Here is a 12,705-nt window from a genome sequence, read left to right on the forward strand (position 1 = left end):
AACTAGTTATTGTTCAACAATTGGCGCACGCTATATGGCCAGACACTTATGGTGCAATTCTCTCGCAAGAGCAATTAGACTATATGATGGAGATGATGTATAGCATTGAATCATTAGAACAACAACTAGAAAACCATAAGATTTTTTTACTAGTAAAAGAGGAAAATCAATTTATCGGATTTGCTTCTTATGAATTGAATGTTGAAAATTCTAACAAAACTAAAATTCATAAACTATACGTTTTACCACAAATTCAAGGAAAAGGAATAGGAAAAAGTTTGATTGATTATATTAGTAAAATTGCTTTAGCAAACGATAATTCGGCACTGTTTCTTGGAGTAAATAAGTACAACAAAGCTAAAGATTTTTACTTAAAATATGGATTCGAAATTACAAATTCTGTAGTAGTTGAAATAGGAAAAGGCTATATAATGGACGATTATGTAATGGAAAAAAAGATATAATTAGAAAACCCAAGAAATTTACTTCTTGGGTTTTTTTGTAATTTGTTTTTCTATTTTGGCAAAGCATCCTTATACATTTTGTAACTTCCTCTAAGCATTAAAATATGCAAAATTATTACTCCAATTTTTGATGGAATACTCAAGGAAAATCCAAATTCATCTACTTGTTGTGTAATAAAAAAAACATAGCTGTAGTATAGCGTTGAAATAAAAATTAAGATTGCGGTTGCTATAATATACTTGGGTTTATTTTTACAAAATCCAAAAGTTATGTAAACAAGAATTCCAGATAAAGTTAAGTATAAAGTTTTATTTATTGTATTTTCATCGGCATAAAATCTGCCCAAAGAAACAAGAATTGTTAGAATTAAAAATAACAACGCAGGCAAAAAATACAACACATTATCTAAGTAATTGCGATCTACGCTATTAAAAACCGAACTGTTTTCTTTAATTTCTTCGTCGCTATAACCATCTCTTTTTAAGTAGGTTAAAACATCTCTTTTAGAGTAGTTGTATTTTAGATAACGCTCAATTTCTTTTTTAATATTTTTTTCGGTTTCCATAATTTTATACTCTAAAAGGAGTAAAATCAAAGGTACAAAACAAAGTTTAAATTATACCTAAAAAATCAATTTGGAAATGCATTTTCTTCAAACATAAAACCCATAGCTAAAGACTTAATTTTATTTTAAAAGAAGAGCAATACAAATATTAATTTTTCCTTCTAACATAAATATGTTTAATATTATTTTTTCCGCTATCTCTTTCATCAATTTCAAATCGATTCATGCTTTTTATAAGCGCTAATAATTTGGGAAAACCATAATTTCTTGAATCAAAATCGGGTTTCTTTTTTAGCATAAGGTTTCCTAGTTCACCCAAAAAAGCCCATCCGTTTTCATCTTCAAGGTCAGAAATACTGTCGGCAAAAAGTGTGATTATTTTTGGATCTATTTTACTAATTGGATTGTTTGGTTGTGTTTTATTATTTTTGGAAGGTCTTTTATTGTTGGGTTCTATGTGGGTTTCTAGATCGGGTTTCTTTAAAATTTCTATGTATATAAATTTATCGCAAGCCGTTATAAATGGGGTTAATGTTTTCTTCTCACCAATACCAATTACTTTCATTCCAGCTTCGCGAAGCCTTGTAGCAAGTCGGGTAAAATCAGAATCGCTTGAAACTATACAAAAACCATCTACTTTTCCTGTATATAATATGTCCATAGCATCAATTATTAATGCGCTATCGCTTGCATTTTTCCCGGTAGAGTAACTGTATTGTTGAATAGGAGTAATGGCATTTTCTAACAAAACATTTTTCCATCCAGACACGGTAGGTTTTGTCCAATCGGCATAAATTCGTTTAAAGGTTGGAGTTCCATATTTTGCAATTTCTTCAAACATTTCTTTTACATTTGCGTAAGGTACATTATCTGCATCTATGAGTACGGCAAATTTCAAATCGTTCTTAAGTGTCATGGTTTCTTTTTTTTGAAAATCAAATATAGTGAAAATTGACAACATGATCAACTTGGTTGTTCGCACTTTTATACAAAAAAATCCTGCTTCATCTTCCCAGAATCAGCAGGATTTAATAAAAACATAACCACTTTTTTATCTCTTGTCTTCTTTTTTACCTTCTTGAACTAAGGCTTTTGTTCCGTCGGTTTTATAGTAGTAATAATCATTGTTTGTATTACTATGGCTTGTTGTGTAATCATTATCATCTTCATATTGATTATGTCCATTAGAATATGCAAAACCGTTTCTTCTTCCTTTAACTTGACCAAACATATCTACAATTTCGCCACGACGGTTGTAAACAATTTGCAATCCACCAACTTGTGCCAAGGCAAATCTGTTATAACTCATGTAAACAGTTCCAATTCTATTTACTCTATCACGGTTGTCGTAGTTTATAAAAGTGTTTCCAACTCTTCTCACTCTACCAAAACTATCGTGTTCTATTAAAACACCATAATTAGAAGGTACATTTCTTTGAACTTCTGTAGTTCTTCTTCCGGCCAATTTATAGTGATAATCACCTTGAGAATCTTCTGGACGTGTATTAAAATCAAAGTCGCCATTGGCAAAAACAAAAAACTCAATGCCTCTTTCTGTAAATGAGATTGGCTCGTCTAGGCTAAATCTTGTTACAATTCTTTCATCAGTAATTTTTAATACATCTGATGCCTTCGCTACACTTCCTAACAGTAAAATGCTAGCTACTAAAAGGGTAATTTTTTTCATAATCAATAGTATTTAAAAGTTTACTTACTCTTGCGATTTTCAGTTTCTTCGATCAGATTTATGTTCTGATGTTTTATACATTTCAAGATGCGTGCCAAAACCAGTTAAACAATTTGTCAATGATTTGTTAATGAAATTTAATAGATTGAATTACAATCTAATAATTACTAAAAAAATGCCTCAATAAATGTAAAAAGTACTTTGAAATTTGTTATTTTTGGTGCTTATTCCCAAATTTAAATAATTCTTCTTATGAATTTTGCAAAGAGAAACCTACTTTTTTTATTTATAATGCTATTTTTTACTACTGCATTTTTTGGTCAGACGTTTATTCAAAGCTACGCCAATGTAGTAAACCAATGTTCTCAAACCAATGTAACTAATGATTTAACAGAATTTGAAGCATTAGGATTAAAACGAAGAGGAACAGCGCCTTTGCAAAATACTTTAGATTGGTTAAAAAACAAATACCTAAGTTATGGGTATACAGCCAGTCAAATTCAAGAATATTCATACACTTATTCTGGATCTACAGCAGTTTGTAAAAATCTAGTTGTGACAAAAATTGGAACAGTTTATCCTAATATTTTTGTTATTGTAGATGGACATTATGATTCTATAGCAGGAACAGGAACCAATGATAACGGAAGTGGAGTTGCTTGCATACTTGAAACAGCAAGGTTATTGCAAAATATTCCGACAGAATATTCTATAAAATTCATCAATTTTAGTGGTGAAGAAGACGGATTAAAAGGCAGTCAAAACTTTGTTTCATCAGTTGTCAATGCGACTACTCCCAAAATGGATATACGATTGGTTTTTAATCTTGATGAAGTTGGTGGTGTTGCTGGTTTAACCAACGACACAATTACTTGCGAGCGCGACACAAGTTCGCCAACAACTAATAATGCTTCATCCAATACATTTACTAACGAGTTAATTAATTGTGTAACTTTATATTCGCCATTGAATACTTATTTATCGTATGCTTATGCCTCAGATTACATGTCGTTTCAAAGCAATAACGAAATAATAACTGGTTTTTTCGAAAAAAATGAAACTAGCCACAAGCACACCACAACCGATTTACTTATCTACATGGATCCTATTTATAATTATAATGTTGCTAAAGCCACTATTGGAGCCACTTTGCATTTTGCAGTTGCAAGTACAACAGCATTATCAAACCAAGACAATAAAGATTTTAATGTAAGTTTCTTTCCAAATCCTGCTACTGATGTTTTGAATGTTAATTTAGGATCGTTATCCGAAACCGATTATACACTTACAATAGTAGATGTTTTAGGAAAAACGGTTATGCACTCTATCATTACCAATGCCCAATTGGTACAACAAATTCCTGTTGGTGACTTGGCTAAAGGAATGTATCTTGCGGTTTTACAAACTGGCGACAAACAAATTACTAAGAAAATTGTTATAGAGTAACTTTATACTTACAGCTTATCATTATTGAAGAAGTCGGACTTAGGTTTGGCTTTTTTTGTTGCTTTTTTATTTTTTTTTGCGATTTACTGAAAACCGTAGTGTTCTTCTAAAATCTTTGGTTTTATTTGTAGTTGTGCTTCTAGATATAAAGTTTTATATTTGGGAATGGAAGTGATAATTTAGCTTTGATTGAAATTGGATTGTTGCTGTTTTAGATGTGATACGCATCAGCTTGTGAGAGCATAATGAAAATAAAAAAAAAGAATAAATGGAATATTCAGGGCATTTTATATTTGAACTTATAAAAATTACAATTTTAGGATTTGTTTATTCAACAATCCTGTATTTTATTTACAAAAATATACCGAAAAGTAAGAAACCTGAATGGTATGAAAAATTATTGATATCTAAAAAAACACTTTGGTTATATATTTCCATTTTTCTTTTGTTTTATATGTTTACTCCATATGGTAATCATGGTTTAGGAGATAGTGCAAGAATTCCTATTAGTTTAACAAAGGAAATTAGTAATATAAATTGGACAGTTTATGGAAAATTAAATGATGTAAAAAGCAACGAAAAGAATGACATCTATTTAACTCAATTTAAAGTTGAAAAGGATATCTTGTGCGGAAACTTAAGTAGTGATTTTTATGATTATAAGAATTCATATTTTATTTATGATATAGATTCTGAAAAATTACAAGAATTTAAAACTGAAAGTGATTATAACAATTTTACTAAAAATAAAAATCTTCCAAAATCTCATGAATTGAAAAGCTTTAAAGAAAACTATGATGATTATTGGAGTGGTTGGAGACTTTTTCTTTTACCATAATCAAAAAGTTAAAGGCACAACAGCAGGTAACTAAAAGTTATGGTTATTTTAGCTGAGAAATATTGTATCTATATATAAAGTTTTATATTTGGTTTAGCAATGAATGTGTTACTGGGCAACCTGAAAAAGATTTTTTGGTTTGTTTTTATTATAAACTAGTTACACACCATTTTAGCCGAGTGAAATTTTACAACAAAATCCAAATGAGTTTAATTAATTATTCTAACGAAAAACTATTTGACAGGATTTTAAATAATAAGTCAAATAAAAACTATTGGAAATATATTAGTGAATTAAGAAAACGAAAATCAAAAGATATTTTTGAAAAAAGTATTGAGTTAACTAAATCGGAAATATCTGAGAAAAAAATTATAGGAATAAATGTTTTAGCTCAATTTGGATATCCAAGATTGCATCAGAAAGAAATTTTAAAAATTTATTTCAGTTTACTTAAAACTGAAAATGACAAAAATGTAATTAGCTCAATATTGTATGGAATTGGTCACAACAATGATAAATTAACCGAGAAAGAAATTGATATAGTTTGCTCTTTTAAAAATCATAAAAGTGTAAATGTAAGACACGGCTTAGTATCTGCAATTCTTACAATTGATAAAATTAAACCTATAAATACTTTAATTCAATTAACTAAAGATAAAGATTCAGACGTCAGAGATTGGGCTACCTTTGGAATTGGAACTCAAATTGAAAGCGATAATAAAATAATTCGGGAAACTTTATGGGAAAGAATAAATGACATCGATGAAAACACTCGATTTGAAGCAATTTTTGGATTAGCTAAACGTAAAGACAAAAACATTAAAGAGGTTTTAAAAAATGAACTTCTAAAAATTGATGAATTTGGCTCATTGATTTTGGAAGCAATAGAAGAGTTTAATGATAAAGAATTTATAACCTTACTTGAAGAACAAATTAAAAGAAATAAAGTATTTAAAAAAGTAAATGAAGATTGGTTATTAGAAACTTTAGAAAAATTAAAATAATCTGAATAAAAAACCAACACACAACATCCTTAGATTTTAAACAAATATCATTAGAAATAATCCTTCTTTAGCGGAAATATGTTGTTTCTAGATATAAAGTTTTATATTTTTGTTTAGCAATGAATGAACGACTATCAACAAACAGATTATTGAGAGTAGAAACGAGTTGGCGGATAGTTAACACAAAAAAGGCTGAAAAACAGAAATGTAACATTTTTTTAAAAAGCATACTCATATAAAAGTATCCATTTAAAAAGTAATATTCATGAAAAACATTTCTAGACGTTCATTCGTAAATAAATTGGGTTTAGGCGTTGGTGCGTCAGTTGTCATTACAACGCTTCCTTCATTTATAACGCAACCAGAAAAATGGGAAAAAACCTATACTGGAAAGAAATTAAATATAGCGCTTTGTGGTTTAGGTAATTACGCCGCCATGTTGGCCTCTGGAATAGAAATTTCTGAATATTGTAATCTAGCAGGAATTGTTACAGGTTCTCCTGAAAAAGCCCTAAAGTGGAAAGCCCAGTACAATATTCCGGATAAAAACAGTTATAATTATCAAAATTTTGACGAAATAATTAATAACAAAGACATCGATTTAGTTTATGTTGTTTTACCTAATGGTTTGCACAAAGAGTTCGTAATTCGAGCAGCAAAAGCAGGTAAAAACGTAATCACAGAAAAGCCAATGTCGATTTCTGTTGCTGATTGCCAAGAAATGATAAAAGTTTGTAAGGAAAACAATGTTCAATTGGCGGTTGGTTATCGTTTGCATTATGAACCCACACATTTAGAAATTAAACGATTAGGGCAAGAAAAAGTTTTTGGACAAGTGCGGTTCATAGAAGCCTCACTTGGATACAAAACGTATGATACGCTAGACAAAACAACTATTGTTGATAAAAAAAACGATTGGAGACTGAATAAAAAATTGTCTGGAGGTGGACCATTGATGGATTTGGGTATTTATTGCATTCAAGCTAGTCGCTATGTTTTAGGAGAAGAACCTATTGCTGTTACTGCCCAATTTGGTACTGTAAATAATAAAGATAGGTTTTCACAAACTGAAGAGACAATTTCTTGGCAAATGGAATTTCCAAGTGGTGCGATTTCCAATTGCACTACGTCTTGCGGTTTCGATATAGATAGGTTATATGCAGCTGCCGACGAAGGTTCGTTTGAATTAAGTCCAGCTTTGAGTTATGGACCTTTTGTAGGCAAAACATCGGAGAAAGAATTAAAATTTCCAGTAATAAACCAACAGAAAACACAAATGGATGAAATATGTAAATTGTTGTTAGAAAATAAAAAATTACCAAATCATATCACAGGAGAAGAGGGATTAAAAGATGTTAGAATTATTAACGCAATATATAAAGCTGCCAAAACTGGAAAAAAATTTTTTCTAAAATAGAAAATTAAGATACTTAAATAACATGAGCCAACATCAAATCGTTAGTGGCAAGCCAAGAATATTCAATTTATATATGAGATATATATTTTCAATACTCTTATTTTGTTTTTTATTATGTGCGTGTTTTAAAAGAACGAAGAGGTTAAGATAAGGAATACTGTCTTAAACTTAGTTGATTCGTTATCGATTTCGTATAAATCTATGCCTTACATAGTATTTATTTCAGATGATTATCCTAAAGCTCAAAATTATAAATCGTATCATAAATTTATAAAACTGACCACAGAAGAAGAACTTAAAAAGTTAACGCATCATAAAAGACCAGATATAAGGTGCTATGCATTTAATGGATTAGTTGAAAGAAAATTTTCTGGGTTAAGAAAAATATTTGAGGAACATATAAAAGATACTGCTCAAATTCACCTTTCTTACGGCGGATGTGTTGTTATGAAAATGACAGTAATGGAATTTATGCTAGATCAATTGCATCCAAATGGAAGTAAAACCTCAGAAAAATTCTCAAGAAAAGAATACGACCAATATCAAAAAATTGCTATGGAATTCCAACAAAATAAGGTCAGCCACTAAGAGCCGTATTTATTAAATAACCATCACTTTTAAAATAAATTCTAAAAAATCATAAAAAGAAACCTCGTTTAGCTAAGACTTGTTGTTTCTAGCAATTAATTACTGCCAATTTTAAATTAAGAATAAAACCAATCGTCACTTTAAAAACCTAAATTTTCACAAAAGACAAAAACAATCTAGCCCTGATGCAAGGGAATCTCGTCTTTTGGGACGAGAAGGAAAGGCAGCAGGAATAAGGTAACCAAAAAAGCCCAAGCCATTCGCTCCTTTAAAAAAAACTACAACTTATCTTTTAAATATTTTCCGGTAACCGATTTTTTGTTTTTAGCTACATCTTCTGGTGTTCCTGTGGCTAGAAGTTGACCGCCGTTTTCGCCTCCTTCTGGTCCTAAATCTATAATCCAATCGGCACATTTTATCAAGTCGAGGTTGTGTTCTACCACCAATATCGAGTGTCCTTTATCTATCAAGGCGTCAAACGAAGCCAAGAGTTTCTTGATGTCGTGAAAGTGCAAGCCTGTTGTGGGTTCGTCAAAGACAAACAGTGCTTTTTCTTTGGTATTTCCTTTTACCAAGAACGACGCAAGTTTAATACGTTGTGCTTCGCCACCAGAAAGTGTTGAAGAGGATTGACCAAGTTGCACATAACCCAAACCTACGTCTTGCAATGGTTGTAGTTTTTGGGTAATCTTGGTTTGTTTGTGTTCGTTAAAAAACAAAATGGCATCGTCGATGGTCATAGTTAAAATGTCGTCAATGTTTTTACCTTCAAAGTTTACTTCTAAAATTTCTTTCTTGAATCGTTTTCCGCCACAGGTTTCGCAAGGCAATTCTACATCGGCCATAAAAACCATTTCTACATTTATTGAACCATCGCCTTTGCAGGTTTCGCAACGTCCGCCATCAACATTAAACGAGAAATGTTTGGGTTGATAACCGCGTATTTTTGATAATTTAGTTTTAGAATATAAATCGCGAATATCGTCGTAGGCTTTTATATATGTTACCGGATTGGAACGCGAACTTCGTCCAATTGGGTTTTGATCTACATACTCAATGTGCTGAATTTTGTGGTAATGACCTTGCATGTCTGTAAACTGACCTGCTTTTTCACCAACGCCTTCTAATCTTTTTTGAATGGCAGGAAATAGTATTTTCTTTACCAAGGTACTTTTTCCGCTTCCAGAAACGCCAGTAATAACGGTTAGACATTCTAATGGAAAACGAACGTCCAGGTTTTGTAAATTGTTTTCTCTAGCACCAAGAATGTCAATGTAAGTGCTCCATTTTCTTCTAATGCGAGGTGTTTTAATTTCTAATGCGCCATTGAGGTATTTGGCTGTTAACGAATCGGATTTTAGAATTTCGTCAAAGGTACCTTGTGCTACCAATTCGCCACCATGAGTTCCAGCTTCTGGACCAATATCAATAATCATATCGGCTTGTTTCATAATGTCTTCGTCGTGTTCAACTACAATAACGGTGTTGCCCAAATCGCGAAGGTTTTTAAGTACTTCAATCAACAATTCGGTATCTTTAGGATGCAAACCAATGCTTGGTTCGTCCAGAATATACATGGAACCAACCAAACTACTGCCTAGCGAAGTTGCTAGATTTATACGTTGCGATTCGCCACCAGAAAGTGTAGCCGAATTTCTACTTAGCGTTAAATAATCTAAACCTACGTTGCTTAAAAAAGCCAATCGGCTGTTGATTTCTATTAATAATCTTTTGGCAACTGTTTTGTCATAATCTGACAATTCTAATGTTGCAAAAAACGGAATCAATCGTTTGATGGAAATATCAACCAAGTCGGATATTGTTTTTGTGCCAACTTGAATATAATTAGCTTCTGGACGAAGGCGTTTTCCTTTGCAAACATTACATTTGGTTTTGCCACGGTAACGCGACAACATAACGCGGTTTTGTATTTTATAATTTTTTTCTTCTAATTCTTTAAAGAAATCGTTCAATCCCTGAAAGTATTGGTTTCCTTTCCAAACCAAATCTTTTTGAGCATCGGTAAGTTCGAAATAAGGTTTGTGGATAGGAAAATCAAATTTGTAGGCTTTGTTTACCAATTCGTCACGATACCAACCCATACTTTCACCACGCCAAGGATAAATGGCATTTTCAAATACTGAAAGTGCTGTGTTGGGAATCACCAATTCTTCATCAATACCAATTATGTTTCCGTAGCCTTCGCACGTTGGACATGCGCCATATGGATTGTTAAAACTAAACAAATGAACGTTTGGTTCTAGAAAAGTCATTCCGTCCAACTCAAAATTGGAACTGAATTCCAATCGTTTGTTGGTACCAACTTCTTGCAAAAAGCAGTCGCCTTTTCCTTCAAAGAAAGCCGTTTGAATAGCATCTGACAATCGGTTAAAGAATTCTTCTTCTTCTTTTACAACAATTCTATCAATTATTAATAAGGTATTTTTTAGCGTAAGTTTTGTTTTGGATTGCTCTAATTCGTCCAAACGAATCATTTCGTTATCCACTAAAACTCTTGCAAAACCTTGTTGTAAAAGTGCTTTTAGCTTGTCTTCAAGTTTTCGGTCTTTTTCAAGATGAATAGGAGCAAGGAGCAACCATCGGCTATCTAAATCGAAGGTTTTTACTTTATTGATGACATCGCTAACGGTATCTTTTTTTACTTCGTTGCCCGAAATTGGCGAAATGGTTTTCCCGATTCTGGCAAAAAGCAATTTTAAGTAATCATAAATTTCTGTAGAAGTTCCAACTGTAGAGCGTGCGTTGGTGGTATTTACTTTTTGCTCAATCGCAATTGCTGGAGCGATTCCTTTGATGTATTCTACTTTGGGTTTGTCCAATCGACCAAGAAATTGACGCGCATACGACGATAAACTTTCCACATATCGACGTTGACCTTCGGCATACAAAGTATCGAAAGCCAATGATGATTTTCCGGAGCCAGAAAGTCCTGTAATTACAACTAATTTATTTCTAGGAATAGCAACATCCAAGTTTTTAAGGTTGTGAATGGCAGCACCTTTTATCAAGATGTTTTTCTTTGGTTCGAGCGTAGTAATATCTTTTGGAATCATAGCAATTTTAAAATGTTGGTAAAGGTAATCAATTAAGAAAGGAGTAAAAAAAAATTGAGCGTAATGATTGACCAATTTGATTAAATTGTGAGTTGTGATTATTAAAATAAAAAAGGCTTATTTTTATGAAATATTAAATTTTTCTATTAATTTTTTGCTTTTTTTTGTTTTGTTTTTTTTGAGTCTAGTCAAAAAACGGCTTTTTTAACTTAACATTACCACAACATTATTATTATTTCTAGAATTTCAATATTTAATTTTTTATGTATGAATCCTTCAAACCACCATATTTCAAACGTTTTAGTAAATGTTTGTTGTGTATAGTTTTTATATAGTTAAACAAAAAATCAAAAGCAATAGAGTGTTATAAATTTGATAAAAACAAAATCTTATTTAATTATGAAAAAAATTACTTTATTTATGTTCCTTATGAGTGTTTCATTTGGATTTTCTCAAACGTTGCCATTTACCTTTAGTAACTCAAATCAATTGATGTTAGGTGACAATTGTACAACATCATTAACCACCGATGCTGGAAATGCTGTGCAACAAATAATTGGTGGTGGACAACTTTATGACAATGCTCAAATAGTATTGGCTTCTAATGTTAACCTTGCAGATGATGCAAACAATACAATTACTTTTAGAATTAAGCCAGTGAATGGTACAGGAAGCGGAAGTCACTTGCTAAAGTTTGAAAATGGCGTTGGTGGACCAGCGAATACTGAACTTCCATTTACAACAACTGGTACAGCATGGCAAAATATTACAATTAATTTTGGAACAGGTTTAGGAAATTTTCCAAAAATGGTGATTTTTACAGATTTCAACAATTCATCAGTTGATACTTATTTAATAGACGATATTGCAGGAGGAACTAATATTGCGCCTCCAGCACCACTTCCAACTCCTCCTGGACCAGCGCCAGTTCCTACTTTAAATCCTTCTGTTGTAGTAAGTATGTATGGTGAAACTTATCCTAATACTTACCAATATTCTTTTGGTGCAGCTACCGATGTAGATTTAGATGCTACAGGTGCTGTAAATAATGCTTTAAAAATTAATTTGGCAGTTGCAGGTTTTGGAGCCGGTTACAATCAAACTGATGTTACAACAATGCAATATGTTCATTTTGATTATTGGACAAGTGACGCAACTACGTTTGGTCTTTATTTAATTTCTAATACTGGTGAAAAAGTTTATAGACTTCCAGAAAATCAAGCTGTTGTGTTAAATGCATGGACTAGTGTTAACATACCAATGACTTATTTTACAGCTTTAGGATTTAATCCTGTTACATGGTTTCAATACAAGTTTGATGTATTGGCTGCTACGCCAGGAACAGTATATTTTGATAATGTTTACTTTTCAAGCAGTCCACTTTCTACAACTCAATTTGATAACGTAAAAGTTAGCATGTATCCTAATCCTACATCTAGTAACTTAACTATAGAAGCTTCAACTACTTTAGATGTTGTTTCAGTATTTAATCTAGTTGGACAAGAAGTAATAAAAATAAATCCAAACAACAATGTATCAACAATTGATGTTTCTAATTTGCAAACAGGAGTTTATGTTGTAAAAACTACTTCTCAAGGTGTTACATCAGCCAAAAGATTTA

Annotated in this window: 11 protein-coding genes; 7 read left to right on the forward strand and 4 right to left on the reverse strand. The window is 31.6% G+C overall.

Translation table 11 applies throughout. The features are described from left to right. Window positions 1–464 (forward strand): GNAT family N-acetyltransferase (locus tag ACH2CG_RS07780; protein WP_395063874.1); only part of this gene is annotated, 464 nt, incomplete at its 5' end. A 50-nt stretch (window positions 465–514) separates the two neighbouring features. Here the strand turns inward: ACH2CG_RS07780 and ACH2CG_RS07785 are convergent. The 3 genes from ACH2CG_RS07785 to ACH2CG_RS07795 form a co-directional block, all read right to left on the reverse strand. Then, window positions 515–1,030 carry a hypothetical protein gene (locus tag ACH2CG_RS07785; protein WP_395063876.1) on the reverse strand — a complete coding sequence of 172 codons (516 nt, stop codon included), beginning with the start codon at window positions 1,028–1,030 and terminating at the stop codon, window positions 515–517. 148 nt (window positions 1,031–1,178) lie between these two features. Then, window positions 1,179–1,946 carry an NYN domain-containing protein gene (locus tag ACH2CG_RS07790; RefSeq protein ID WP_395063878.1) on the reverse strand — a complete coding sequence of 256 codons (768 nt, stop codon included), beginning with the start codon at window positions 1,944–1,946 and terminating at the stop codon, window positions 1,179–1,181. Between the two features lie 135 nt (window positions 1,947–2,081). Next, the gene (locus ACH2CG_RS07795) at window positions 2,082–2,717 is read right to left on the reverse strand and encodes a hypothetical protein (RefSeq protein ID WP_395063880.1); all 636 of its coding nucleotides are present in this window, start codon (window positions 2,715–2,717) and stop codon (window positions 2,082–2,084) included. 252 nt (window positions 2,718–2,969) lie between these two features. On the opposite strand from ACH2CG_RS07795, the gene ACH2CG_RS07800 reads away from it, so the two are divergent. The 5 genes from ACH2CG_RS07800 (at window position 2,970) to ACH2CG_RS07820 (ending at window position 8,010) form a co-directional block, all read left to right on the forward strand. Then, window positions 2,970–4,163: a M28 family peptidase gene (locus ACH2CG_RS07800; protein WP_395063882.1), complete on the forward strand. Its 1,194-nt coding sequence runs from the start codon at window positions 2,970–2,972 to the stop codon at window positions 4,161–4,163. Window positions 4,164–4,431: 268 nt separating this feature from the next. Beyond that, window positions 4,432–5,001, forward strand: coding sequence for a hypothetical protein (locus tag ACH2CG_RS07805; protein ID WP_395063884.1), 570 nt, complete (start codon window positions 4,432–4,434; stop codon window positions 4,999–5,001). Window positions 5,002–5,204: 203 nt separating this feature from the next. Further along, window positions 5,205–6,005 (forward strand): hypothetical protein, encoded by an 801-nt coding sequence (locus tag ACH2CG_RS07810; protein WP_395063886.1) that lies wholly within the window; start codon window positions 5,205–5,207, stop codon window positions 6,003–6,005. A gap of 265 nt (window positions 6,006–6,270) precedes the next feature. Further along, window positions 6,271–7,422 (forward strand): Gfo/Idh/MocA family protein, encoded by a 1,152-nt coding sequence (locus ACH2CG_RS07815; RefSeq protein WP_395063888.1) that lies wholly within the window; start codon window positions 6,271–6,273, stop codon window positions 7,420–7,422. Between the two features lie 201 nt (window positions 7,423–7,623). After that, the gene (locus ACH2CG_RS07820; RefSeq protein ID WP_395063890.1) at window positions 7,624–8,010 is read left to right on the forward strand and encodes a hypothetical protein; all 387 of its coding nucleotides are present in this window, start codon (window positions 7,624–7,626) and stop codon (window positions 8,008–8,010) included. A gap of 278 nt (window positions 8,011–8,288) precedes the next feature. Here the strand turns inward: ACH2CG_RS07820 and uvrA are convergent, their stop codons facing one another. After that, complete coding sequence (uvrA, locus tag ACH2CG_RS07825) at window positions 8,289–11,084, reverse strand: excinuclease ABC subunit UvrA (RefSeq protein WP_395063892.1); 2,796 nt, start codon at window positions 11,082–11,084, stop codon at window positions 8,289–8,291. A gap of 399 nt (window positions 11,085–11,483) precedes the next feature. On the opposite strand from uvrA, the gene ACH2CG_RS07830 reads away from it, so the two are divergent. Next, a partial coding sequence (locus ACH2CG_RS07830; protein WP_395063894.1) for a T9SS type A sorting domain-containing protein occupies window positions 11,484–12,705 on the forward strand: 1,222 nt, incomplete at its 3' end.

The sequence above is a fragment of the Flavobacterium sp. genome (genome assembly GCF_043778725.1).
Taxonomy (GTDB): domain Bacteria; phylum Bacteroidota; class Bacteroidia; order Flavobacteriales; family Flavobacteriaceae; genus Flavobacterium.

Excerpts from the sequence above, each read along its gene's own strand:
- ACH2CG_RS07815 (WP_395063888.1), top strand. The coding sequence starts at position 6,271 with ATGAAAAACATTTCTAGACGTTCATTCGTAAATAAATTGGGTTTAGGC.
- ACH2CG_RS07785 (WP_395063876.1), bottom strand. The coding sequence starts at position 1,030 with ATGGAAACCGAAAAAAATATTAAAAAAGAAATTGAGCGTTATCTAAAA.
- ACH2CG_RS07795 (WP_395063880.1), bottom strand. The coding sequence starts at position 2,717 with ATGAAAAAAATTACCCTTTTAGTAGCTAGCATTTTACTGTTAGGAAGT.
- ACH2CG_RS07790 (WP_395063878.1), bottom strand. The coding sequence starts at position 1,946 with ATGACACTTAAGAACGATTTGAAATTTGCCGTACTCATAGATGCAGAT.
- ACH2CG_RS07800 (WP_395063882.1), top strand. The coding sequence starts at position 2,970 with ATGAATTTTGCAAAGAGAAACCTACTTTTTTTATTTATAATGCTATTT.
- ACH2CG_RS07810 (WP_395063886.1), top strand. The coding sequence starts at position 5,205 with ATGAGTTTAATTAATTATTCTAACGAAAAACTATTTGACAGGATTTTA.
- ACH2CG_RS07805 (WP_395063884.1), top strand. The coding sequence starts at position 4,432 with ATGGAATATTCAGGGCATTTTATATTTGAACTTATAAAAATTACAATT.
- ACH2CG_RS07820 (WP_395063890.1), top strand. The coding sequence starts at position 7,624 with ATGCCTTACATAGTATTTATTTCAGATGATTATCCTAAAGCTCAAAAT.
- uvrA (WP_395063892.1), bottom strand. The coding sequence starts at position 11,084 with ATGATTCCAAAAGATATTACTACGCTCGAACCAAAGAAAAACATCTTG.